Source organism: Sphingomonas sp. M1A8_2b (assembly GCF_053345535.1).
Genome location: NZ_JBKFAH010000001.1, coordinates 698,624 through 721,755 on the forward strand (window position 1 = coordinate 698,624; position 23,132 = coordinate 721,755).

Below are 23,132 nucleotides of genomic sequence, written 5' to 3' on the forward strand. Positions count from 1 at the left end.
GCGTTATCCCTTGGCAGGTTCCGTGGCGTCGAGGAGCTCGACCAGGTCCGCTGGATAGATCGTTTCGTGAAAGCCCGCGATGTCGTTTCGGGAAAACCAGCGGTGACCGACGAGCAGTTGCTTCTCCTGTTCGGTGAGATTGCCCGCCTTCACTTCGCAGGTATCGACGTCGATCCGGAAATAGCGTTCGTCGGCGGTGACCTCGACGCCTTCGAAGGTGCGGAAGTCGATGGTGCGTTGCGCGACCTCGGGTCCGCAGTCGAGGTCGAGGCCGACTTCCTCCCATAGCTCGCGGCGAGCGGCAGCGGCGTAGCTCTCGCCGGGATCGACCGCTCCGCCGGGCGTGCACCAGAGTGGCGGGCGATCGGCGGGGGTGAAGCGGAACATCAGCACGCGGTCTTCGCCGTCGACGAGTAGGATGCGCGCGGCCGGGCGTGGGACACGGTCGCTCATCGATCCTCCCCCGCAAGGGGGAGGTGGCAGGCGTAGCCTGACGGAGGGGGAGGACGAGAAACGATGGTTGGCCGCTTACCGCCCCCTCCGTCTCGCTGCGCGATCCACCTCCCCCGGGCGGGGGAGGATCGATACGCCGTCATTCGGCGTCGAGTTCGGGATAGGCGCGGAAGATGCCGTCGGTGTTGAACGCCAAGCGCCGGTCGCTTTTCAGATACGCGTTGATGCCGGGTAGTTCGGCGACCTGATCGTGGAGGCGGATCAGGTTCGGATGGTCGGGTTCGAGCGTCTTCATCCGCTTCGGGAACATGTACCGCAGCCCCTCGATCAACTGGAACAGCGACGTATCGGCGTAGCTCCACTTGTGATCGATCAGCCAGTCACCCGGATTGGCCTGCGCCGCATCCTCGAAATGGCCGAGATATTTCGGCAGGCGCTCCTCGCGGAATTGTTTCGCCGCGCGCGCGGCTTCGGGTTTCTGGTCGTCGTAATAGTCCATCATTGCGACCGGATGGTGGACATTGTGGACCTCCGCGATGAGGTCGGCGATCGTCAGCTGGAGCTGATTGAGCCACAGCCGATCCGCCATGGTCGACGGCGCGAGGCCGTGGCGCTCGCCGAGATACATCAGGATGTTGGCGACCTGCGCGATCACCAGACCGTCAAGCTCCAGATAGGGCGGCGCGAACGGCGTGCGGCCGGTGCGGTCGTTGAGATCGGCCATCAGGCCCTCCTCGCCCAAGCCGCGCGCGCAATCCTCGTACGCGATCTTGGCGCCTTCCAGTGCGAGCCGGACGAACTCGCCGCGGCCTTGGATGGAGGGCCAGTACCAGAGCTTGTACGCCATCAGCTTTCCCCGGGTGCGCGGGCCTTGATGGCGAGCGCGTGGATCTTCGTGCTCAACAGGTCTGCGAGCGTCTGGTTCACGAGGCGTTGGCGGGCGACGCGATTAAGGCCTTCGAACTGCGGGGTTTCCACTTCGACGCGGAAATGCGTCTCGCCGGTGCCGTCGTCGCCCATGTGGCCGGCATGGAGCCCGCTCTCGTTGATGACGATCAGGTGCGTCGGGGCGAGTGTCGCGGTGAGGCGGGCGGTGATCTGGTCCTGTACGGAGCCGGTGGCGAGGTCTGTCATGCTCCCTATATAGCCCGTTTTGAAAAGCGCGGGGAGCCGGTGGCGGACGAGGATCGAAAAGAGCGGAAGGAACGCCCCAGCCCACGGTTTCACGGCCGCGTGGAAGGGACCGGGCGCGTCTGCATGTGGCGCGACTGCGAGGAGCCCGGCGAATTTCGCGCGCCACCTTTGGAAGGCCCCAGCGAAGGTGGCCCGCCGCAGTTCCGCTGGTTCTGCCTCGAGCATGTCCGCGCGTTCAACTCCGGCTATAATTTCTTCGACGGGATGACCGCGGACGAGATTCACCAAGCCCAGCGACCGATGGCGGGCTGGGAGCGCGAGACGCGCGCGTTCGCGCATGGCGGCGGCGACACCCCGCCGAAATGGGCGGACTTCGCCGATCCGATCGATGCGATCGGCGCGCGGTTTGGCGAACGTATGGCGGCAGCCCGAAAAGACGGTCGCGTGCTGTCCGACGGCGAACGGCGCTCGTTGCGCGTGCTCGGATTGGGGACCGATACCGACCGCACGCAACTGCGCAAACGTTACAGCGAACTCGTGCGGCGCTTCCATCCCGACCGCAACGGCGGCGACCGCGCGCACGAGGCCGACCTGCAAAAGGTGATCGCGGCCTACCAGCACCTGAAGGGCGCAGCGGCGTTCGCATGATGCGTCGGCGTTCGGGTCGCGCCGCTGCCCCGCCGGATCAGGTCGGTAGAGGGCAGCCCATCGTCGCCGCCGCTGCGGCCATGTCCATGAAGAACGGTCCCCAGCCATGCCCGTCGAGGTCCTCGAAGGCGCGGCTGTACATGAAGCCCATGTCTTCCGGGTCATGCAATTCGCGTCCGCCTGCCGCCAGGGCCGCTTCCGTGATCGCATCGACCTCGGCTTGGCTGTCGAACGACAGGGCCAGCAGGACGCCGCTGGTCGTCTTCGCGTCGATGATCTGCTTGGACGTGAAGGTCGAATAAAACGCGCGATCGAGCAGCATCACGGAAATCGTGTCGGACCATGCCATCGCCGATCCCTGATCGTTGGAAAACATCGCGTTCCGCTCGAACCCGATCGCTGCATAGAATGCGGTCGCGGCCGCGACGTCGGCAACCGGCAGGTTCAAGAATATGGCCTTGCTCATGGCGGCTCTCCTGGTTCGACTCGGTTTCACACCGGTATTTGTAATGCATGCGCGCAACGGTTATTTAAAACAACTATGAAGTTAGAAAATGTAACCGAAGTCTCATCGAAGCGATGGTACGACGATGCGTGCGGTACGGCGATGGCGCTCGAACTGGTCGGCGAGCGCTGGTCGCTGCTGGTCGTGCGCGAACTGATGTTCGGTCCGCGGCGGTTCGGTGAACTGAAGGCCGACCTCGGCGGGATCAGCGCGAACGTCCTGACGCAGCGGCTGGAGGGGCTCGCGCGCGCCGGTATCCTGACCCGGCGCATGCTGCCGTCGCCGGCCAGCGTGCAGGTCTACGAACTGACGCCCTGGGGGTATGAGAGCGAGACCGCGATTCGCGAACTCGGTCGATGGGCGGCGCGGTCGCCTGCGCATGATCCCAGCCTGCCACTCAGCGCGGCCTCGCTGATGCTGTCGTTCCGGACGATGTTCTCGCGCCAGCGTGCCGATGGCTGGACCGCGGTCGTCGGTTTTCGGCTGGGCGGCGAGGGGTTCGTCGGCCGGGTCGATGGCGACTGGATCCATGTCGTGCGCGCCGACCCGTCGGCCGCGGACGTCACGTTCGACGGCGATCCGATGACGATCGCATCGCTCGTCTATGGTGCAAGGCCCTTTCGCGATGCGGAAGCCGCGGGCACATTGCAGATCACCGGGAACCGTGCGCTCGCCGAGCGGTTCGTCACACTCTTTCCGCTACCGGACAAGGTCGCGGTTGAGTAACGCCCCTCGCTTGTCCTAGAGCGGTCGGGAACACGAGGCCAACATGACCGATATCCCGAATACCCAGCCCGATAGCCGCGAGACCACGATCCTCGACGCACCCGACCGCATGGTGAAGGTGCGCGAGATGTTCGGGATCGATTCCGACATGGAAGTGCCGGCGTTTTCCGAAGCCGACGAGCGCGTGCCCGATCTCGATCCGGCGTACGTCTTCGATGCCGACACCACGCTCGCCGTGCTGGCGGGCTTCGCGCATAACCGTCGCGTGATGGTCCAGGGCTATCACGGCACCGGCAAGTCGACGCATATCGAACAGGTCGCGGCGCGCCTCAAATGGCCGTGCATCCGGATCAACCTCGACGCGCACATCAGCCGCATCGACCTGATCGGGCGCGATGCGATCGTGTTGAAGGACGGCCAGCAGATCACCGAGTTCCGCGAAGGCCTGCTGCCTTGGGCGTTGCAGACGCCGACCGCGCTCGTATTCGACGAGTACGACGCCGGTCGCCCCGACGTGATGTTCGTGATCCAGCGCGTGCTGGAGACCGAGGGCAAGCTGACGTTGCTCGACCAGAACCGCGTGATCCGCCCGAACCCGTGGTTCCGCCTGTTCGCGACCGCGAACACGGTCGGCCTCGGCGACACGAGCGGGCTGTATCATGGCACGCAGCAGATCAACCAGGGCCAGATGGACCGCTGGAACATCGTCGTCACGCTCAACTACCTCCCCGCCAAGGTCGAGGCGCAGATCGTGCTCGCCAAGTCGGGTGAATACGACAAGCCGGACGGCAAGAAGGTCGTCGAGAACATGGTCCGCGTGGCGGACATGACCCGCAAGGGGTTCGTCAACGGCGACATCTCGACCGTGATGAGCCCGCGTACGGTGATCACCTGGGCGCAGAACGCGCTGATCTTCGGCGACGTCGGCTTTGCGTTCCGCCTGTCGTTCCTCAACAAGTGCGACGAGGCAGAGCGGCCGCTGGTCGCCGAATATTACCAGCGCGTGTTCGGCAAGGACCTCCCCGAGAGCGTGGTGGGTAAGGCCTGAGCCTTTGGCCAACGAAACCCCTCTCGATCGCTTCAAGGCGGTCCTTGCCGGCACCGCGCGTGCGATCTCGGAGGAGCCCGAGGTGGAGCTCGCCTTCACCGCGGATGCGCCGACTCAGTCGGGCAAGCATATCAAGGTGCCGATGCCCGCGCGCGCTCTCCCGCTCGAGCAGGTTTCTGAAGCACGCGGGTTTGCCGACGGGTTCGCGCTGCGATTGAAGCATCACGACATCGCGTTGCACAACCGTGCGGCGCCCGTCGAAGCGGTGGCTCGGGCAGTGTTCGATTCGGTAGAGAACGCCCGCGTCGAGGCGCTCGGCGGGCGCGGCTATCTGGGAATTTCCGACAATCTCAACAGCGCGCTCGATGTACGCCTGCGGGCGGATCCGATCACGCGTGCGCGCAATCGTGACGAAGTGCCATTGTCGACCGCGCTGGGCCTGATGGTCCGCGAACGGCTGACCGGGCAGGAATCGCCCGCCATCGCTGCACCCGGCCTCGCGCTGGTCCGCGAGTGGATCGAGAGCAAGACCGATCTCGACGCGCTGGCCTATGCTCTCGACGACCAGAAGGCATTCCAGGGCCTTGCGCGAAAAATGTTGCAGGAACTGGAGCTGGTCGAAGGCGATCAGGTCCCCGAGGAAAGCGACGAGGGCGGCTCAGAGGACGAGGGCACCGACGAGCAGCAGCAGGACGAGGGCGACGAAGGCGACGAGCAGGGCGAGGATGGCCAGGGCGAAGTCGAGGCGCGCGGCGAACAGTCCGAGCAGCAGAACGAGGAAAGCGACGGCCAGGAGCAGAGCGACGAGTCGATGGACGACATTGACGGCGAGCCCGGTGACGACGGCGAGGAAGGCATGCAGCCGGTCCGCCCGAACCGTCCCTTCGCGGACATGGGCGGCGCATTCGACTACAAGCCGTGGACGACCCAGTTCGACGAGGTGATCGCCGCCACCGAGCTGTGCGACGCCGACGAGTTGGCGCGGTTGCGCGGCTATCTCGACCAGCAGCTCGTGCACCTGCAGTCGACCGTGTCGAAGCTCGCCAACCGGCTCCAGCGCCGACTGATGGCACAGCAGTCGCGGTCGTGGGATTTCGACCAGGAGGAGGGCATCCTCGACGCGGCGCGGCTCGCGCGCGTGATCGTCAACCCGACTCTGTCGCTCAGCTACAAGGCCGAACGGGAGACCGACTTCCGCGACACCGTCGTGACGCTGCTGATCGACAATTCCGGCTCGATGCGCGGGCGGCCGATCTCGATCGCGGCGATCAGCGCGGACATCCTCGCGCGCACGCTGGAGCGGTGCGGCGTGAAGACCGAGATCCTCGGTTTCACGACGCGTGCCTGGAAGGGGGGGCAGAGCCGTGAGACTTGGCTAGCCGCGGGACGTCCGCCGCAGCCGGGGCGGCTCAACGACATCCGGCACATCGTCTACAAGCGTGCCGACGAGCCGTGGCGGCGCGCGCGCAACTCGCTTGGGCTGATGATGCGCGAGGGGTTGCTGAAGGAGAATATCGACGGCGAGGCGCTGATGTGGGCGCATGCGCGGCTGGTCGCGCGGCCCGAGGAGCGCCGTATCCTGATGGTGATCAGTGACGGTGCGCCGGTCGACGATTCGACGCTCAGCGTGAACTCCGGCTCGTATCTGGAACGCCATCTGCGCCAGGTGATCGGCTGGATCGAGAGCAAGTCGCCGGTCGAGCTGGTCGCGATCGGCATCGGCCACGACGTCACCCGCTATTACGCGCGCGCTGTGACGATCATGGACGTCGAACAGCTTGGCGGCACGATCATCGAACAGCTCGCGTCGCTGTTCGATACCGAGTGACGCGCCGGTGACCGCGGGCGGCGTCATCGCGGCGCCGGCGAGCGGGTTTCACGGGCCCGTCAAACGCTCGATCACGATCGCCGGCCACCAGACCTCGATCAGTCTCGAACCCGTCTTCTGGCACGCGCTCGAAGCAGCCGCAGTGTGTCTCGCATTGCCGCTGTCCGCGCTTGTCGCGGAGATCGACGCGATTCGCATCGTTGTGGAGGATCCACCCAATCTTGCTAGCGCATTGAGAACATGGCTCTTCGATAATCCAGGTTGAGAACTACTCGCATTAGCGTTGACAGTGCGAACGACTCTCAATAGCGAGCCCCTCAAGAACAAAGGGGTTTTGTCCATGTCTCCACCTTCGCCGCGTGCATCTTTGGAGCGTTCGTCCTCCGTGCCCGCGTTTCTCGCTTTGTCGTGCGTCGGCGCATTCGCCACCGCGCCGGCCTATGCCGCAGAGGCCGACAAGGCCCCGGCCCCGGTAACAGACGAGCAGCAACGCCAAGAAATCCTCGTCAACGGCCAGCGCATCCACGACGCCGGCCCGAAGCAGGTCGCGCCGCTGGTCAACACACCACGCTCGGTGATCGTCCTGCCCAAGGAAGTCATCGAGCAGACCGGCTCGAACAGCCTCGCCGATGCGCTGCGCACGGTGCCCGGCATCACTTTCGGCGCGGCCGAAGGCGGCAACCCGATCGGCGACCGCCCGTTCATCCGCGGCTTCGACAGCCAGGGCAGCATCTTCGTCGACGGCGTCCGCGATCTCGCCTCGCAGACGCGCGAGGTGTTCGCGGTCGACTCGGTCCAGATCGTCCGCGGCTCGGATTCGACACTCGGCGGTCGCGGTTCGGCGGGCGGCACGATCAACATCCTGTCGCGGCTGCCACAGCTCGAGAATTTCGGCTCGGTGAGCGCCAGCTACGGCGAGGCCGACTACAAGCGCGTCACCGGCGACGTGAACCTCAAGGTGTCGGACACCGCCGCGTTCCGGATCGAGGGGATGTGGCATGATCAGGACGTCGCCGGCCGCGATGCGATCTGGCAGAAGCGCTGGGGCATCGCACCGTCGTTCGCGGTCGGGCTCGGCACGCCGACCCGGCTGACCGCGAGCTTCTATCACATGGAAAGCTCGGAACTGCCCGACAGCGGCATCCCGTATCTCTACACGATCGCCAACCATCCCGGCACCGGCAACGTCACGACCCAGCCCGCGCTTGGCACCGTGACGACGGCGGGCGGCCAGACCGGCTACGTCTCGCGCAAGAACTTCTACGGGCTGGCGGCGCGCGACTTCCGCGATGCCAACACCAACCAGGCGACGATCCGCGTCGAGCATGATTTCGGCGGCATCACGCTACGCAACACGGCGCGCTACACGCACAGCGACCAGAGCTACATCTTCACGCTCCCCGACGACAGCCAGGGCAATGTCTATGGCACCACCGCGACCAACACCGGCGCGAACGTGACGACCGGCGGCTATGTCTGGACCCGCGGCAACACGCGCTATGGCTATAGCGAAAGCATCGTCGACCAGACCGACCTGTACGGCAAGTTTAACACCGGCGGGATCGAGCACAGCTTCTCGCTCGGCACCGAAATCTCGTGGGAGAAGACGCGGCGCGGGACGTTCGTCTCGGCGAACGGGTCGACGATCTCGCCGCGCTGCAACACCGCGACGATCGCGCGCTCCTATTGCGTCAGTCTGTTCAACCCGAACCCGTACGCGCCATGGGTCAATTACACGAGCGACACGTCGACCACGCCGACGCCGATCGTGAAGGGCGCGCCCTCGACCGAAACGCAGAACGACGCGAATACCAAGGCGGTCTACGCATTCGATTCGATCACGCTGATGCCGTCGCTGATCCTGAACCTCGGCGCGCGCTACGACCGGTTCGAATCCACCATCACGCTGCCGGGCGCGACCCAGACCAGGGTCAACCGCGTCGACAACCTGTTCAACTGGCAGGCCGGCCTCGTGTTCAAGCCGACGTCGGAAACCAGCCTGTATGCGAGCTATGCGACCGCCGCGACGCCGCCGAACAGCCTGCTCGGCGAGGGCCGCGAGGACAATGCGATCACCGCCGCCACGCTCGACCTGCTGAAGCCGCAAAAGACCAAGTCGTACGAGGTCGGCGCCAAGGCCAGCCTGTTCGGCGAGAAGCTCCAGCTCGGCGCGGCGGTCTTCCAGACCGACATCGCCAATGCCCGCGTGCTCGACGACACCAACACCGCTTCGTTCATCGGTGAGACGCGGATCCGTGGTGTCGAGGTCAACGTCAGTGGGACGATCCTGCCAGGCTGGACTGTGTTCGGTGGCTTCACGCATCTCGATCCGAAGATCATCGACGGCGGCTTCACGACGCTGACCGCCGCCGCAATCCCTGGCCTCCAGCCGGCGCGGACGATCGGCGTCGTGTCGGTCAACACCGGCAAGCAGGTCCCGCAGACCGCCAGGAACAGCTTCACCGCGACCACCAACGTCACCGTGACCAAGCGGCTCCAGATCGGTGGCACGGCCTTGTACATGGACGAGCAGATCGGTGGTTATGCCGACAACCGCACCGCGACGCAGACCGCTGCCGGGGTGGTCACCGTCAACGCCGCGACCAAGGTGCTGACGCGCAGCATCCCCGATTACTGGCGCTTCGATGCGCGTGCGAGCTACAAGCTGACCGACAATATCGATCTCAGCGTCAACGCGCAGAATTTGACGAACAAGACCTATTTCTCGCAGACCTATACCAGCCACTTTGCGTCGATCGCTGCCGGCCGAACGGTGTTCGGCACGGTGAACCTGCGTTTCTGAGGACGGCATGACGGCGATCGATACCCTCACGCCCGATGCCATCGCCGCGCGCCTCTCCGGACGTCCGGAGGAGCGCGCGGCGTTCGTGCGCGAGGCCGCGGACGCGGGCGTCGCCGAGGCGCAGGCGGTGTACGGCCAGATGCTGCTCGACGGGCTTGGCGTCGTCGCCGACCGGCAGGCGGCGCTTGAGTGGTTCATCAAGGCGGCGGCGCAGCACCACGTGATGGCGCTCAACATGGTCGGGCGCTGCTACGATCTCGGCTGGGGCACGGCGGTCGACAAGACACGCGCGGCCGAATGCTACCGGATCGCGGCGGAGCGCGGGCTGGACTGGGCGATGTATAATTACGCGACGCTGCTAGCGCTTGGCGAGGGCGTCGCCGAGGACAAGCCGGCGGCGCTGGCGCTGCTGGAGAAGGTCGCGGCGATGGACTCCGGGTTGGCGAGCGCGAAGGCGATCAACTTCGTCGGGAGTTTCGCGGAGGATGGCTGGGCCTGCGAGCGCGATCTGGCGCGCGCCGCGGCATGCTATGCGGTCGCGGCGGAGGGCGGTGACTTTCGCGGGTGTTTCAATCATGCGCGGATGCTCGGCGCGGCGGGGGAGATCGAGATCGCCTTGGCGTGGCTTAAACAGGCGGGGGCACGTGGCAACGTGGCGTTCCTGGCCAAGGCCGAAGCATGGCTGGCGGCGAGCGATATCCCGGCGTTCCGGACCGCCGGCGTGGCGGCATTGCGCGAGGGGGCGACATGCTGATCGCCATCCCCGACGTGCTCAATCCGGCCGAGGTCACGCGCGTCCGAGCGCTGATCGATGCGGCCGAGTGGATCGACGGCAACGCGACCTCCGGCCAGCAATCCGCGCTCGCCAAGCGCAACGAGCAACTGCCCGAGGACTCGGCCGCCGCGCGCGAGGCGGGCGGCGTGATCCTCGACGCGCTCGGGCAGTCCGCGCTGTTCGTCGCCGCCGCGTTGCCGCTGAAAGTCTTCCCGCCGCTGTTCAACCGGTATGCCGGTGGCCAGGATTTCGGGCTGCACGTCGACAACGCCATCCGGATCAAGCGCGGCTCCGACTTCCGCATCCGCAGCGACCTGTCGGCGACGCTCTTTCTCGCCGATCCCGAAACCTATGACGGCGGCGAACTCGTGATTGAGGACCAGTTCGGCCCGCAATCGGTCAAGCTCCCCGCCGGCCATATGGTGGTGTATCCCGCCTCCAGCCTGCACCGCGTCGCGCCGGTGACGCGGGGCGTGCGGGTGGCGTCGTTCTTCTGGTTGCAGTCGATGGTCCGTGACGATGGCGCACGACGGATCCTGTTCGATCTCGACCAGGGTGTGCAGGCGGTCGCAGCCGCGCAGGGGCAGGGCGATCCGGCGACGGTGCGGCTGACGGGGGTGTATCATAATCTGCTGCGCCGCTGGGCGGATGTTTGAGCGCGCACGGGCCGTCATCCTGACTTTCGGCAGGACGACGGGAAGGGGATGGGTGGACGTGCGTACGCCAGCCATGCCACGCTTTACGAACGGGGGAATATGATGACTAAGATGGCGATGCGACGGGCGTGGTTTCAGGTCCACAAATGGATCGGGCTGATCCTCGCGATCCTGATCATCCCGCTGTCGCTCAGCGGCGCGGCGCTGGTCTGGGATCATGCGCTCGACAAGATCGTCAACCCGACGCGCTACGCGGTGTCGGGGACGACGTTGCTCAGCCCCGACGCCTATGTCGCGGCGGCGGCGCTCGCGTTGAAGCACGGCGAGCGGATCGCAATGCTGACGATGCCCGAGGACGGCGGCCCGGTCGTGGTATCGGCGGCCGCTGCCGGGAAAGTGCCCCAGCGGCCCGGCCCGCCGCGGCGGACGATGGTCTATCTCGATCCGCCGACCGCGCGCGTGCTGGAAATCTCGCCGTCGAACGGCGGGCTGGTGCGGTTCCTCCATGTCCTCCACGGGAGCCTGCAACTGCCCGGCGTCGGCCGGTCGATCGTCGGCTGGATCGGCGTGTTCATGATGGTGTCGAGCTTCACCGGGATTTGGCTGTGGTGGCCGACGGTCGGCAAATGGGCGCGCGGGCTGCGCTACAGGCGTCACCGGAACACCGATACGAACCTGCATTATCTGTTCGGCTTTTGGGTCGCGCTGCCGTTGTTCGTTCTATCGCTGACCGGCGCGTGGATCGCGTTCCCGCAGTTCTTTGGCAAGATCTCGGGCGAGGCATCGCGGCCGCGTGGCGGCGGCGGTCCGGACCGTGCGGCGATGGCGCGCGCGAAACCGCTGGTGAAGCCGGCCCAGCCGCTCGACGTCGCGATCGGCAAGGCGCGGCAGTTTGCCGGCGCCGGCGAGCTTCGCAGCGTCGCATGGCCGACCGATCTCAGCGCCGACTGGACCGTGACGTTTGCGGAAAAGGGCGCGCCGGTCGGGATCAAGATCGCCGACGATACCGGCGGCGCGACCGCGGCGCCGGCGCGTCAGCAGGGCGGCGTCGCGCGCTGGATGCGCCGGATCCACGACGGCACCGACATGGGTGCGTTGTGGCAGATGATCATCTTCCTCGGCGGGATCCTGCCCGCCGTGCTGGCGGTGACCGGCGTGATCATGTGGTGGCGCGCTCGCGGCTGGAAGGCCGAGCTGGCTGCGAAGCGCAAGGCGCGGGCGGCGTGAGCGTGTCCCTCTCCCCGCCGGGGAGAGGGAAGGAGGAGCATAGCGACGGGGTGGGTGAGGGGCCGTTGAGATCAACGTCCCGAGCCTCATGCCCCTCACCCTCCCACACGCAAGCGCGTGTGGGCCCCTCCCTCTCCCCAGCGGGGAGAGGGGCTTGGTTAACGCCCCAGCAATACCCGCGCCTGCCCCGCGATCTGTGCCAGCATCGCCGCATTCGGCACCGCTGCATGCCGCGCCCGGTCGATCACCGCCTTGAACTGCGCCACGCGCGCCGCATTCGTCAGCAGCCATTTCTCCACCGCACCCTGCGGATCCTGCGCGCCGCACCGCGCGATGAACTCCAGCCGCAACTGCTGGAAATCGCGTGCGAGGCCGGCGATCAGGAGGCGCTCCCAAGGATCGGTCGGGCTGATCCGCGCGGCGTTTGCCTGCGCCCAGTCGAGCCCCAGCGCTTGCCCGAGATGCGTGAACGCCCGCGTGAGGACCGCCTCGTCGAGCGTCATCCGCGCGCCAAGATCGGCCAGACCGACGGCGCCGTCCATCTCGAACAGTCGCACCACCTTACGCACCAGATCGCCCGGCGCACCGACCGCTTCCAACTGGGTCGCGATCCGGCCGCTCTGCGCGCTCGCCTCTTCGAGCAACAACGCCTTGGTCTGGCGATCGAGTTGCGTGATGCCCGTCGCGAGCCGCGCGAGCACATCGCCCGGCGCGGTCCCCGGCGCGGACACACGCAACAGGTCGGCGATCTGCGAGCGCGTCGCGACGGCCACTTCGTCGAACAGCGCGATCCGCGCCGCCTCGGGCATCACCGCGGTCTCGATCTCCGCCCACAGCGCCGGCAGGTCGAACAGCCGTTCGGCGACGACGAACATCGCCGCGATATCGTCCATCGCCGCGCCTTCCTCCTCCGCCAGTTCGAACGGGTAGAGAATGCCGAGGCGGTTGACGATCCGATTGGCAAGCTTGGTCGCGACGATCTCCGGCCGCAGCCGGTGCTCGTCGATCGCCGTCGCGAACCGCTCGCGCATCGCGGCCGGGAAGGCGGCGTGCAGATCGGGCTTCAGCGCATCGTCGCGCGCGATGTCGCCATGCTCGATCGCATCCTGCAGCGACAGCTTGGCGGTCGCGAGCAGCACCGCGAGTTCGGGCCGCGTCAGCCCCAGGCCGTCCTGCCCTCGGCGCAGCAGGATGTCGTTGGACGCCAGCCCCTCGACGGCACGATCGAGCCGACCCGCACCCTCGAAGATCTCGATCACGCGGACATAGCTCGGCACCGCGACTGCGCCATCGGCTTCAGCGATCGACAGCGCCAGCGTCTGGAGCCGGTTATCCTCCAGCACCAGGTGCGCGACGTCGTTGGTCATGCTCGCGAGCAGCGTGTTGCGGTCCTCATAGTCGAGCCGCCCCTCGATCATCTCGCGGTTGAGCGCGATCTTGATGTTCACCTCGTTGTCCGAACAGTCGACGCCCGCCGAATTGTCGATGAAGTCGGTGTTGATCCGCCCGCCGCGCGCCGAGAACGCGATGCGCGCCGCCTGCGTGACGCCCAGGTTCGCGCCTTCGCCGATCGCGATCACGCGCAGATCCTCGGCATTGACGCGCAGGCGGTCGTTGGCCGGATCGCCGACCGCGACGTTCGCCTCGGATGCCGCCTTAACATAGGTGCCGATGCCGCCGAACCAGAGCAGGTCCGCTGGCGCCTTGAGGATCGCCGAAATCAGCGCGCCCGGTTCCATCTCGCTCGCCGTCACGCCAAGCGCGGCCTGGACCTGTTTCGACAGCTTGATGACCTTGTCGGTGCGCGCGAACACGCCGCCACCCTTCGAGATCAGGCTCGCGTCGTAGTCCGCCCAGCTCGATCGCGGCAGCGCGAACATCCGGTTGCGCTCCTCCCAGCTGGTCGCCGGATCGGGATCGGGATCGAGGAAGATATGGCGATGATCGAATGCCGCGATCACCTTCAGCGTCTTCGACAACAACATACCGTTGCCGAACACGTCGCCCGACATGTCGCCGCAGCCGACCACGGTGATGCTCTCGCTCTGCACGTCGAGCCTGCGTTCGGCGAAGTGCCGCTGGACGCTGAGCCATGCGCCCTTGGCGGTGATCCCCATCGCCTTGTGATCGTAGCCGACCGACCCACCGGAGGCGAACGCGTCGCCCAGCCAATAGCCGCGTTCGAGCGCCAGCGCGTTCGCCACGTCGCTGAACGTCGCGGTGCCCTTGTCGGCGGCGACCACGAAATACGGGTCCTCGCCGTCGAGGATCGTCACGCCGTCCGGATGCACGACCTTGCCCTCCACGATGTTGTCGGTGATCGACAGCAAAGTGCGGATGAAGATCCGGTAGCTCTCGGTGCCCTCGGCCAGCCACGCGTCGCGGTTCGACGGGGCAGGGAGCTGCTTCGGATAGAAGCCGCCCTTCGCACCGGTCGGCACGATCACCGCGTTCTTGACGCGCTGCGCCTTCATCAGCCCGAGGATCTCAGTGCGGAAATCGTCGCGACGGTCGGACCAGCGCAGGCCGCCACGCGCGACCGGGCCGGCGCGCAGGTGGATGCCTTCGACGCGGGGCGAATAGACCCAGACCTCACGCCAAGGCACGGGTGCGGGAAGGCCGGGGATCAGATGACTGTCGAGCTTGAACGCCATCGCCTCGGCCGCGGCGGGCGCAAACGCGTTGGTACGCAAGGTCGCCGCGATCAGGTTGCGATACGCGCGCAGGATACGATCGTCGTCGATCGCCGATACCGCATCAAGGCCCGTCTCGATTGCCGTATCCGCCGCGATCGCATCGCCCGGATGCTCCGGATGATGGACCGCGGTGAACCGCGCGATCAGCGCCGCGGCGACCTTGGGCGCACGCCGCAGCGCGTCCACCACCGTGGTCAGCCCATACGGCATGCCTGCCTGGCGCAGATAGCGGAACCACGCGCGGAACAGCACGATCGCCTGCGGCCCCATGCCCAGCTCGACGATCAGCCGATTGAACGCGTCGTTCTCCGCCGCGCCCTCCAGCACCGCCGCGATCGCGCCTTCGAGCACCGCCGCATCGGTATCCAGCGCCGCGTCATTGGCCTCGAGCACGAAGTCGTGCACGAACGCGTCGCTGTCGCCTTGTAACCGCGTCGGCAATTCGCCGATCACCCGGAAGCCGAAATTCTCCAGCACCGGCACCGCGTCGGACAACGCGAGCGCGCCACCAAGCTTGTAGATCTTGAGCTGGCGGTCTTCGCCGGGCGCGCTCGGGATCAGGCGGACACCGCGCGAGCCTGCATCGTCGAGCGCAGCAAGCCGCTGGATATCCTCGGCAGCCTCGGCGGGCGTGCTGATGTTGCGGTAATTCTGCGGAAACGCCGCGGCCCAGCGCAGGGCGAGGCGCGCGGCCCGGGGTGGCGGCAACGTCTCGACCAGCGCGGCCTCGACGTCCGACACCCAGCCGCGCACCATCCGCTGCAACCGCAGCGCGAGCGGGGCGACGTCGGGCATCCGGCCATCGCCGCGCAGGTCGAGCGTGTAGCGGATCATCGCGACCTCGCCGTCCTCCAGCGCGATCGACCAGTTCAGGATGCTCGCATTCGCCGCCTCGGCCAGCATGTCGCCGATCGCGACACGGCGGCTGGTGGTGACGTCGTCGCGCGGCAACCACACGAACCCAAACAAATGACGACCCAGCGCGGACTCGACCAGCACGAGCGCCGGCCGTGGGCGATCGGCGAGGCTCATCGCGGTCAGCGCCAGATCCTCCAGCGCATCGGGTGCGAACGCGATCACAAGGTCGTGCGGCAGCGCGGTGAACGCATGCGTCAGCGCCTTGCCGGCATGCCCGCGCGGATCGAACCCGAACTTGGTCTTCAGCGCGGCCAAGCGGGTGCGAAGCACCGGTACGTCGCGCGGCATCGCCGCCAGCGCCGCGCTGGTCCACAATCCGCTATGGATCGACAGGCCGGCAACATTCGTCCCCTCCATAACCGGCAGGACGACCAGGTCGAGCGGCACGGCGCGGTGCACGGTCGAGATCAGGTTCGACTTCAGCAGCAACGGCGCGTCATTGCCCGCCTCGAACCATTCGATCGCCAGCGCACGCGATGCGGCCGCGAGAATCGGTACATGGTGCTCGTTGCGCGCGATCCCGAGAGCCGCACCGCTGCTGCCGTCGCGATGCCAGACCTGATGCCCGAGCAGCGTCAGATGCCCGTCGAGGAACCACTGCAACAGCGCCGCGCCCTCACCCTCGGGCAGCTTGGCGATATCGTCGTCGAGCGCGGCCTGCATCGCGCGCCAGTCGGTCACCGCAGCGCGCACGTCGGCTAGCACCGCGGTCAGGTCCTCGATCAGTCCGCGACGGTCGCGCGCATCGGCGCGCTCCATCTCGAGATAGATCATCGATTCGGGGCGACCGCCCCCCTCGGCATTGGCGCCGATCGCGTGCAACGCACCATCGGGTGCGCGCACCGTTCGCACCACCGGGTGGATGATCCGGTCGACCGCGATATCCTGCGCGCCAATCGCCGCGGCGATCGAATCGACCAGGAACGGCATGTCATCGTTGACGATCGCGAGCCGCATCCGCCGCCGCGTGTCGTCCGCGCTGATCGGCTCGATCGCGATCGCCGGCGCGCCGTCGTCGCGGTGCGCGGCGGTGGCGGCGACGAACGCCGCGGCTTGCGCCACCTCGCTCGCACCGAAGTCCTTGAGTTCGCCCGGAAGGGCCCGTTCCGTCAGCCGTGCCGCAAGAGCATCGGTGATTTTTTTCAACGATTGGTTCGCCATAGGTCCGGGCCTATGCGCCTGCCGCCCGGCTATCTCAAGGCTTGTGGCAGGTGCGAAGGGATATGCTGCGCCGCACCCAAGTTTCGGACGCTAGGCGCGCCCGCTTGCAGCGCGCTCGGCCGCAGCGACGACCGACACATCGTTACCAAACCCGCTCAGAAAGCTGGCAAAACCCCCGACCGGCACCTGGTGACGCTTCGCATGCGACAGTACCGACGCCAGTTCCGCCCGTCGCGTCGCATCGAAATCGCCACCGAACACCAAGGTGACGATATCCTCCATCGGCGTCGTAGAACCCGAAACATGCCCCGAAACATGCCCCGAACCAAGCGCGGCCGACAGCATCGCGGCATACGCGTCGCCGTTGGTGTCCGCCGACACCGCCAGATCATGCGCCCGCCCGAGCGCACGATGCAGCGCCGCCCGGCTGCGGGCCTCCGCAGCGCGCATCTGCGCTGCACTTTCGCGCGCCATCGCCAGCTGCTCGCCCAACGCCCCGTTCGGCCCAGCGATCGCCGTCAGCGGCACGACCGTCTCGAGCACGGCGGGCTCGACAGCGCCCAGATCGTCGACCTGGTCCATCCCGAACCCGCCGCTAGGCCCATCCGCCCAGACCGGCGCGATATCGGCCGAACCTTGCGGACCGTTGCGCACCGCCGCGTCCAGCTCGGCCGCCAGCTGCGATTGCAGATCGGCGTCGGCAAGCTCCTTCCAGTTGATGACGCCGTAGATGAAATCGATCGTCTCGCCACCCGACGCGAACGGCATCAGTATCCCGCGGTACAGCGTCGTGCAGCCGCGGCTGCTGACGAACTCCGCCTCGAAGCCGATCGGCGCGCGATTGGCGATGATCTGCAGATAATGATCGGTCAGCCGCGACAGCAGCGAGCGGCTCGGCACGTCGGCGATCGTCGCGATCGGTCCGTCCAGCCCGCATTCCTCGCGCAGCGCCCGGCCGAGATACGCGATCTTCGGGTCACCCATGCCATGGCTGAAATCGAGCAGCACGCTGTGCGGCCCGAAATCGGTGATCGTCGCAGGCTCGAGGTCGGCGATCGACGGATAGGGCCGCCCCTTCAGCAGCGACACCCAGTGGTTATAGGCGCGCACGTGCATCCGCCGCTCGTCGCCGCCGAGATCGAACATCACGTCGTTCACCCCGGCGTCGGTCGCGTCCTGCGCCGGGCCGGACGCGCTCCTGGTTGCGCCACGACCATTCCCCCTGCCGCCATTCCCAACGCCACCATTCCCCCTGCCGCCGCCGATCGTCGAAGCCACTGCGCCATTTCCTTCGCGTGCGGCCAGGTTATCCCGGCCTTCGATGCGTTCGCTGTCCAGGCCGTGTACCGTATCCATGCCGAAAGGCCCCCGTGTTCCGATCCCGCTTCTGCACCCCGCTTGGTAAACGCACGGTAAAGACGCAAACCGCTTGTCAGTCCGGAAAACCCTTGGTATGCGCCGCCCCCTCGACCGGACGCATCCGTTGTCGGGCCGCTTTAGCTCAGCTGGTAGAGCATCGCATTCGTAATGCGGGGGTCACAGGTTCGAGTCCTGTAAGCGGCACCACCTTAAATCATTGAAATACATAGCTTTTTCAGGCGCTCTCTTGCCTGAATCTTGGGTAATTCTAAGTCTTGGTATCGCGGTGGTATCGCAAGCCCACTTTCCGGTACCGCGGCCGGCAGCCGCTTCGGTCACGGCATCAGGTGGTTCACGCGACCACAGCCGTGTGACTCCCTAGGATCCTACCTGCGCGTCCTCGTCGAACACGAGCGCCAGATAGAGATTTGCCAATGTGTAGTGGCTCGCGCAGGCATTAGGATCGTCCGTCCCGGCGGCCATCTCGAGTTCCATCTCCGCGCGACGCTCATAGTAACGCCGATCCTCGTCCGTAACCACGCTTGCTCTCCTGCGCAGCTCGCGCCGCCTCTATCAATTGCTACTGCGATCGCTCGCTTCGGGCCGCGCCCTAACCCCGTGATCGGCCCGCCACAAGAATCATTGTTCACTTTCTGTTCTTCAGGTCTAAAGGGCGGGCCGGAAAAGGAATCGTCCCATGAGCAGCTTGAGGCTCCACGAAATACCGTTCGCATTGGTGCCGCGCGAGGTCCCGTTCTTCCTGTGTCACACGCCGGCCGGGTTTCCGTCACCGGCGCAGGACGACATGGAGGAGCCGATCGATCTCGGCGCCTGGCTCGTGGAGCATCCCGCTGCCAGCTACATTATGCGGGTCGAAGGACGATCGATGGCGGGCGCCGGGATCAACGACGGCGATCTGATCGTCGTGAACCGTGCCAAGCGACCCAAAGCCGGCGCGATCGTCGTCGCGCTGGTGCACGGCGAGCGGACGCTGAAACGGCTTCGGCAGATGGATGGGCGGCACTGGCTCGTGCCCGAAGCCGAGGGCTTCCCGCACATCCTCGTCGACGAATATGTCGAGATCTGGGGTGTCGTGGTCGGCGTGGCGCGCAAGGTGCCATGAGCGCGCCCATCGCGCTGATCGACTGTAACAACTATTACGTGAGCTGCGAGCGTGCGTTCGACGCCAGCCTCGTCGGCGTGCCGGTCATCGTGCTGTCGAACAATGACGGGTGCGCGATCGCCCGCTCGGCTGAGGCTAAGGCGCTCGGCATCAAGATGGGGGATCCGATCCACCACCTGCGCGATGTGGTCCGCCGGCACGGTGTCCGCGTCCTCTCCTCGAACTACACGCTGTATGGAGACATGCAGCGCCGCGTCATCGCCGCCTGCGAATCCTTCGCGCGCGATTTCGAGATCTATTCGATCGACGAGACCTTTCTGGATCTCGCAGGCTTCGAGGGCAGGGACCTCGTCGTCCACGCGCATGCGATGCGGGAGCAGGTTCGTCTCTGGACCACGATACCGACCTGCGTTGGTATCGCCGAAACAAAGACACTGGCAAAGCTGGCGAATGCCGCGGCCAAGAGGGACGTCCGGTTCGAGGGTGTCGCCGACCTACGCGATGAAGCCGTTCGCCGACAGGTCATGGACGGTTTCGCTGTCGCAGACGTCTGGGGCGTCGGCGGCGCCACCGCGAGAAAGCTGACCGGGCTCGGCGTCCACACGGCCGGCGCGCTGCGCGACATGCCGATGAAACAGGCGCGCGCCGTCGGCACGGTTGTGCTCGAGCGGCTGGTCGCCGAACTGCGCGGCGTGCCGTCGGACGCTGTCGAGTCCGTCGCGCCCCGGCGGAAGGGCATGGCGGTCACCCGCTCGTTCGGCACGCCAGTGTGCGACTTTGATCGGATGATGGGCGCATTGTCGCAATATGCGCTGCGCGCCGGCGAGAAGCTGCGGATGCACGGGCTCGTCGCGGGGCGGCTGACCGCCTTCTTTCACACCAATCGGAACAAGCCGGACCGACCGCAATATGGCGGGTCGCGCACCGTCACGCTCCATCCCATGTCGAGCGATAGCTTTGAATTGATAGCGGCTGCACGGCGCGCGGCGGAAAAGGCATGGCGCGACGGCTATGCCTATACCAAGGCCGGTATCCTGCTCGATGACCTCCTTCCCGAAGACGAGCGACCGCGGACTCTGTTCGAAGCGGATACGGTGAAACGCGGCCGCCTGATGGGCGCCCTCGACGCGATCAACGGCAAGTTCGGCACATGGACGGCGGTGACTGGTACGCAGGGCTTCAAGCGCGAGTGGAAGCTGCGGTCGGAGATGCGATCGCCTGCATGGACGACAAAGATTGCCGACGTCCCGATGGTCCGCGCATGAGGTCAAGGTACGAACTTAGCATTGCGACAAACCGTTACGGGCTGCCGTTCACTAACGCCCAATCCTCGCTGTTTAACGTTTTCGATTCCGGTCACGAAAGCGGTCGTTGGTTCATGTGTCCTCACCGTCTGGAATTGGGACATTTCTGCCGTTCACCGGCAACGTGGCGAACGGCGGGTCTCATCAACTATCGACGTTCAGCGATCGCACCTCTGATCTCATGGGCCGACTGAGACGGGGTCGGAAGCCGACCGTCAGCTCATGGCGACGAGAACAAGAACAGCTGACACGGAGACCTCTCTACCTGAGACGCGGCGGTCGCGCTTTGCTACAAGTGTACTCGAGGGGACCGCGATGCCGGAACGACGCAGCTTCAGGACTTTGCTCAACCAAGAACGAGACAACCTCGCCCTGGTGATCGGCAACGGCATCAACATCCACGGCGCAGGCAATCGCAACTCCTGGGAACGGTTGCTCGTTCAGATCGCCCGCCGTTGCGCCGTCGAAGTGCCCAGTGTCCCTAAGGGCACCGCGCTGACCGAGTTCTACGATGTGCTTGAAATGAAACGCAGTAGCCCGACCGCCGACGACGATGATCAGAACGTAACCCTCAACCTCCAAGCCGAATTTTGCCGTTTGATGGAACGCTGGGAGCCGCTCCGGCACCATCATACCATCATGAATTGGGCGGTGCGCCATGGCGTGCCGGTCCTGACTACCAATTTTGAAGAAGTACTAAGCGAAGCCGCCGGGTGCGACTTCATCAAGCCGCCCGAGCTGCCCTTCACCGATTTCTATCCATGGAGCTGTCGCTTCGCCAACCAGCTACTGGATGATCCCTGCGATGGCTTCGGCATCTGGCACATCAACGGCATGCGCCGCTACCGGCGGAGCATCCGCCTCGGCCTCAGCCACTATATGGGGTCGGTCCAACGCGCCCGCACTTGGCTCCACCGCGGCGAGGTCAACCTTTTCAACGCCAAGAACCGGCCCGACTGGGACGGGGCCCGCACCTGGGTCCATCTCATGTTCAACAAGCCGCTGCTGATCTTCGGCCTTGGCCTCACCGAGGCCGAAGTCTTTTTGCGCTGGTTGCTTATCGAGCGCGCCCGCTATTTCCGTAAATTCCCCGAGCGCGCCCATCCCGCTTGGTATGTCTATACCCCCGAGGTCGACGACACGTCCGAGGCCGGCAAGCTCTTTTTCCTTGAAGGGGTCGGGATCAACTGCGTGAAAGCCGACTATGCCGAAATCTATGAAAGCCCTTCTTGGGCGGCCTGATCTCTTCTTCAGGCTTGGCGCCCGAGTCGGCAACAGAAGGGGAAAACCTTCCTTGGAGAGCGGACTCCTGGTCTCGCCATATGGGCGGAGCCCGTTCCCTGCAAAGCGGCGCCGCCCGGCGCCGCTCCACCTCGCGCCTCAGTCGCCGCTCACGTCGAGCGCGTCGGCGAGAGGGTTGAGCGCGGTATGATAAACCCAAGCACGCGAAAGCTGATTCGACAGCGGATCGCGGAAGACGACCAAGCGCCAGCGTCCCTGGGCCTTCTCGATAACAACGGCATCACCGGCCTGCATGTGCAGTACCACCTCGCCCGCCCGCTCTGGCTTGCGGCGGAGGGGGGCGTCACGCACGATCTCGGCGCGCGGCAAGGCGTCGAGGAATTCCTCGCTCGCCTTCGCATCCGCTTCGCTCAGCTGGTCGGCTTCCTGGCGCAGCACCTCATATTTTTGGGTGAGCTCGGTGATAGCGCTCTGCTGCTCAGCCGAGGGGTTCGGGATCAACGCGACGATCGCCAGCACGAAGCCCAGAAAGCCGAATAGCCACGCAGTCCACTGCATGAGCCCCATCGTATTGAGCTCGGCGATCGTCTTGGGGCCAAGCGTCGCCACATAGGCGGTTACCTTTTCGAACAGCTCGCTGAAGAGCGCCGCGCCCTCATCCTCGGTCGGTGCCGCCGCGATCGCTGCGGTGATTCGCTGCGTTTCCAAGACCATCTCGGCAGCAAGCGCGGTGGCGGAAGCGACCACCCCTTCGCCGGCGTGCAGCGTCATGACATCGACGAGGCGCATCCGCTCGGCGATGGCGCCGAACCCCGTCATCTTCGGGAACATGTCCTCGATCATCCGGCGATAGCTGTTGCCGGCGCGCGCGGCGGCCAACGCGGTCGCCACGGTCGATCGGTTTGCGTCGAACGCTCGCATCGTATCGACTACTGACGACGACAGAAGCCGCTGCTGCTCTACAAGGCCCGTGCTGCGCTGGGCGATGCTGCGCGCCGTCTCGGTCACCGACAGAGCCCACGCCGTGCTGGTCAGTTCCTTGTAGCGTTCGCGCCCCTTCCGGTCTCGTTCGAGCGTGTCGAGTATACCGCGATTAGGCTTGTCGAAGTCCACCCCGCGAAACAGCCTGTCGGGAACAGTCGCTGCCCGCATCGCCTCAGCAACCGCGCCACCGGCGAAGACATCCTTGTACATATTGGCACGTTCACGCTCCTCGCGAAGGAAGCGATCTACAGCGGTTTCAGGCAATCCAAACGGGTTGTTTCTCATGGCCATGATCCTGTCAGATCAGTGCTGGCCGCGCGACCAACATTTACAGCACCACCGACAACCAAGATGGGAAATGTCGGCGTATACCAAACTCACAGGCGGGACCGGGCCCTCTGCTCGCGGCGCTCTCCGACTCGAATGACGGGTTTCGGCACACGCTGCCTTTGACTGCCTAGACCGCGAAAGGCCATGTCTGGTCGACACTGGAAGGCAGGAACTGGGACTTTCCTGCCGTTCGCGCGGGCTAGTGCGAACGA

20 protein-coding genes and 1 tRNA gene are annotated in these 23,132 nt (G+C 65.9%); 13 read left to right on the plus strand and 8 right to left on the minus strand.

Translation table 11 applies throughout. The annotated features are described in order from the left end of the window. Window positions 1–3 precede the first annotated feature (3 nt). The 3 genes from ACLBWL_RS03395 to ACLBWL_RS03405 all read right to left on the minus strand — a co-directional run bounded on the left by ACLBWL_RS03395 (window position 4) and on the right by ACLBWL_RS03405 (window position 1,587). Window positions 4–453: an NUDIX hydrolase gene (locus ACLBWL_RS03395; protein WP_447790232.1), complete on the minus strand. Its 450-nt coding sequence runs from the start codon at window positions 451–453 to the stop codon at window positions 4–6. 139 nt (window positions 454–592) lie between these two features. Then, window positions 593–1,300: a glutathione S-transferase gene (locus ACLBWL_RS03400; RefSeq protein ID WP_447790234.1), complete on the minus strand. Its 708-nt coding sequence runs from the start codon at window positions 1,298–1,300 to the stop codon at window positions 593–595. Then, window positions 1,300–1,587 (minus strand): BolA family protein, encoded by a 288-nt coding sequence (locus tag ACLBWL_RS03405; RefSeq protein WP_447790236.1) that lies wholly within the window; start codon window positions 1,585–1,587, stop codon window positions 1,300–1,302. The genes ACLBWL_RS03400 and ACLBWL_RS03405 overlap by 1 nt, the downstream gene beginning before the upstream one ends. A gap of 123 nt (window positions 1,588–1,710) precedes the next feature. Here ACLBWL_RS03405 and ACLBWL_RS03410 point away from each other — a divergent pair, with 123 nt between their 5' ends. After that, the gene (locus tag ACLBWL_RS03410; protein ID WP_447790238.1) at window positions 1,711–2,235 is read left to right on the plus strand and encodes a DnaJ domain-containing protein; all 525 of its coding nucleotides are present in this window, start codon (window positions 1,711–1,713) and stop codon (window positions 2,233–2,235) included. 37 nt (window positions 2,236–2,272) lie between these two features. Here the strand turns inward: ACLBWL_RS03410 and ACLBWL_RS03415 are convergent, their stop codons facing one another. Continuing rightward, entirely contained in the window at window positions 2,273–2,701 is a 429-nt protein-coding gene (locus tag ACLBWL_RS03415) for a VOC family protein (RefSeq protein WP_447790240.1), read from the minus strand. 75 nt (window positions 2,702–2,776) lie between these two features. On the opposite strand from ACLBWL_RS03415, the gene ACLBWL_RS03420 reads away from it, so the two are divergent. The 8 genes from ACLBWL_RS03420 (at window position 2,777) to ACLBWL_RS03455 (ending at window position 11,803) form a co-directional block, all read left to right on the plus strand. Beyond that, window positions 2,777–3,466: a winged helix-turn-helix transcriptional regulator gene (locus ACLBWL_RS03420; protein ID WP_447790241.1), complete on the plus strand. Its 690-nt coding sequence runs from the start codon at window positions 2,777–2,779 to the stop codon at window positions 3,464–3,466. A 43-nt stretch (window positions 3,467–3,509) separates the two neighbouring features. Then, window positions 3,510–4,514: a cobaltochelatase subunit CobS gene (cobS, locus tag ACLBWL_RS03425; protein WP_055874633.1), complete on the plus strand. Its 1,005-nt coding sequence runs from the start codon at window positions 3,510–3,512 to the stop codon at window positions 4,512–4,514. A 4-nt stretch (window positions 4,515–4,518) separates the two neighbouring features. Beyond that, window positions 4,519–6,342 (plus strand): cobaltochelatase subunit CobT, encoded by a 1,824-nt coding sequence (gene cobT, locus ACLBWL_RS03430; protein WP_447790244.1) that lies wholly within the window; start codon window positions 4,519–4,521, stop codon window positions 6,340–6,342. Window positions 6,343–6,349: 7 nt separating this feature from the next. Beyond that, window positions 6,350–6,607 carry a ribbon-helix-helix domain-containing protein gene (locus ACLBWL_RS03435; RefSeq protein ID WP_447790246.1) on the plus strand — a complete coding sequence of 86 codons (258 nt, stop codon included), beginning with the start codon at window positions 6,350–6,352 and terminating at the stop codon, window positions 6,605–6,607. 75 nt (window positions 6,608–6,682) lie between these two features. Further along, window positions 6,683–9,145, plus strand: a complete 2,463-nt coding sequence (locus ACLBWL_RS03440) for a TonB-dependent receptor (protein ID WP_447790248.1) — start codon at window positions 6,683–6,685, stop codon at window positions 9,143–9,145. A gap of 7 nt (window positions 9,146–9,152) precedes the next feature. Beyond that, the gene (locus ACLBWL_RS03445) at window positions 9,153–9,899 is read left to right on the plus strand and encodes a tetratricopeptide repeat protein (RefSeq protein ID WP_447790250.1); all 747 of its coding nucleotides are present in this window, start codon (window positions 9,153–9,155) and stop codon (window positions 9,897–9,899) included. Next, window positions 9,893–10,576, plus strand: coding sequence for a Fe2+-dependent dioxygenase (locus ACLBWL_RS03450; protein WP_447790252.1), 684 nt, complete (start codon window positions 9,893–9,895; stop codon window positions 10,574–10,576). Before ACLBWL_RS03445 ends, ACLBWL_RS03450 begins: the two co-directional genes overlap by 7 nt. A gap of 99 nt (window positions 10,577–10,675) precedes the next feature. Then, window positions 10,676–11,803 carry a PepSY-associated TM helix domain-containing protein gene (locus tag ACLBWL_RS03455; RefSeq protein ID WP_447790254.1) on the plus strand — a complete coding sequence of 376 codons (1,128 nt, stop codon included), beginning with the start codon at window positions 10,676–10,678 and terminating at the stop codon, window positions 11,801–11,803. A gap of 158 nt (window positions 11,804–11,961) precedes the next feature. On the opposite strand, the gene ACLBWL_RS03460 is transcribed toward ACLBWL_RS03455, so the two are convergent. Together ACLBWL_RS03460 and ACLBWL_RS03465 are read right to left on the minus strand one after the other, a co-directional pair. Beyond that, window positions 11,962–16,578, minus strand: a complete 4,617-nt coding sequence (locus ACLBWL_RS03460) for an NAD-glutamate dehydrogenase (protein ID WP_447790255.1) — start codon at window positions 16,576–16,578, stop codon at window positions 11,962–11,964. Window positions 16,579–16,668: 90 nt separating this feature from the next. Further along, window positions 16,669–17,856 carry a PAS domain-containing protein gene (locus tag ACLBWL_RS03465; RefSeq protein WP_447790257.1) on the minus strand — a complete coding sequence of 396 codons (1,188 nt, stop codon included), beginning with the start codon at window positions 17,854–17,856 and terminating at the stop codon, window positions 16,669–16,671. Window positions 17,857–18,068: 212 nt separating this feature from the next. Here ACLBWL_RS03465 and ACLBWL_RS03470 point away from each other — a divergent pair. Beyond that, window positions 18,069–18,144 (plus strand) — tRNA-Thr (locus ACLBWL_RS03470). 171 nt (window positions 18,145–18,315) lie between these two features. On the opposite strand, the gene ACLBWL_RS03475 is transcribed toward ACLBWL_RS03470, so the two are convergent. Further along, window positions 18,316–18,477: a hypothetical protein gene (locus ACLBWL_RS03475; RefSeq protein WP_447790259.1), complete on the minus strand. Its 162-nt coding sequence runs from the start codon at window positions 18,475–18,477 to the stop codon at window positions 18,316–18,318. A gap of 157 nt (window positions 18,478–18,634) precedes the next feature. Between ACLBWL_RS03475 and ACLBWL_RS03480 the strand changes: the two genes are divergently transcribed. From ACLBWL_RS03480 to ACLBWL_RS03490, 3 genes are all read left to right on the plus strand, one after another. Next, a complete protein-coding gene (locus tag ACLBWL_RS03480; RefSeq protein WP_447790261.1) occupies window positions 18,635–19,060 on the plus strand; it encodes a LexA family protein in 426 nt (141 codons plus the stop codon). Beyond that, a complete protein-coding gene (locus ACLBWL_RS03485) occupies window positions 19,057–20,325 on the plus strand; it encodes a Y-family DNA polymerase (protein WP_447790263.1) in 1,269 nt (422 codons plus the stop codon). Before ACLBWL_RS03480 ends, ACLBWL_RS03485 begins: the two co-directional genes overlap by 4 nt. Window positions 20,326–20,679: 354 nt before the next feature. Next, complete coding sequence (locus ACLBWL_RS03490; protein WP_447790265.1) at window positions 20,680–21,606, plus strand: hypothetical protein; 927 nt, start codon at window positions 20,680–20,682, stop codon at window positions 21,604–21,606. A gap of 138 nt (window positions 21,607–21,744) precedes the next feature. Here ACLBWL_RS03490 and ACLBWL_RS03495 read toward each other — a convergent pair whose 3' ends face one another. Further along, window positions 21,745–22,875, minus strand: a complete 1,131-nt coding sequence (locus tag ACLBWL_RS03495; protein WP_447790267.1) for a hypothetical protein — start codon at window positions 22,873–22,875, stop codon at window positions 21,745–21,747. Window positions 22,876–23,132 lie beyond the last annotated feature (257 nt).

What these genes read in the sequence shown, in the direction of transcription:
- ACLBWL_RS03395 (WP_447790232.1), bottom strand. Translation starts at nt 453, where the DNA reads ATGAGCGACCGTGTCCCACGCCCGGCCGCGCGCATCCTACTCGTCGAC.
- ACLBWL_RS03400 (WP_447790234.1), bottom strand. Translation starts at nt 1,300, where the DNA reads ATGGCGTACAAGCTCTGGTACTGGCCCTCCATCCAAGGCCGCGGCGAG.
- ACLBWL_RS03405 (WP_447790236.1), bottom strand. Translation starts at nt 1,587, where the DNA reads ATGACAGACCTCGCCACCGGCTCCGTACAGGACCAGATCACCGCCCGC.
- ACLBWL_RS03410 (WP_447790238.1), top strand. Translation starts at nt 1,711, where the DNA reads ATGTGGCGCGACTGCGAGGAGCCCGGCGAATTTCGCGCGCCACCTTTG.
- ACLBWL_RS03415 (WP_447790240.1), bottom strand. Translation starts at nt 2,701, where the DNA reads ATGAGCAAGGCCATATTCTTGAACCTGCCGGTTGCCGACGTCGCGGCC.
- ACLBWL_RS03420 (WP_447790241.1), top strand. Translation starts at nt 2,777, where the DNA reads ATGAAGTTAGAAAATGTAACCGAAGTCTCATCGAAGCGATGGTACGAC.
- cobS (WP_055874633.1), top strand. Translation starts at nt 3,510, where the DNA reads ATGACCGATATCCCGAATACCCAGCCCGATAGCCGCGAGACCACGATC.
- ACLBWL_RS03440 (WP_447790248.1), top strand. Translation starts at nt 6,683, where the DNA reads ATGTCTCCACCTTCGCCGCGTGCATCTTTGGAGCGTTCGTCCTCCGTG.
- ACLBWL_RS03445 (WP_447790250.1), top strand. Translation starts at nt 9,153, where the DNA reads ATGACGGCGATCGATACCCTCACGCCCGATGCCATCGCCGCGCGCCTC.
- ACLBWL_RS03450 (WP_447790252.1), top strand. Translation starts at nt 9,893, where the DNA reads ATGCTGATCGCCATCCCCGACGTGCTCAATCCGGCCGAGGTCACGCGC.
- ACLBWL_RS03455 (WP_447790254.1), top strand. Translation starts at nt 10,676, where the DNA reads ATGATGACTAAGATGGCGATGCGACGGGCGTGGTTTCAGGTCCACAAA.
- ACLBWL_RS03460 (WP_447790255.1), bottom strand. Translation starts at nt 16,578, where the DNA reads ATGGCGAACCAATCGTTGAAAAAAATCACCGATGCTCTTGCGGCACGG.
- ACLBWL_RS03480 (WP_447790261.1), top strand. Translation starts at nt 18,635, where the DNA reads ATGAGCAGCTTGAGGCTCCACGAAATACCGTTCGCATTGGTGCCGCGC.
- ACLBWL_RS03485 (WP_447790263.1), top strand. Translation starts at nt 19,057, where the DNA reads ATGAGCGCGCCCATCGCGCTGATCGACTGTAACAACTATTACGTGAGC.
- ACLBWL_RS03490 (WP_447790265.1), top strand. Translation starts at nt 20,680, where the DNA reads ATGCCGGAACGACGCAGCTTCAGGACTTTGCTCAACCAAGAACGAGAC.
- ACLBWL_RS03495 (WP_447790267.1), bottom strand. Translation starts at nt 22,875, where the DNA reads ATGAGAAACAACCCGTTTGGATTGCCTGAAACCGCTGTAGATCGCTTC.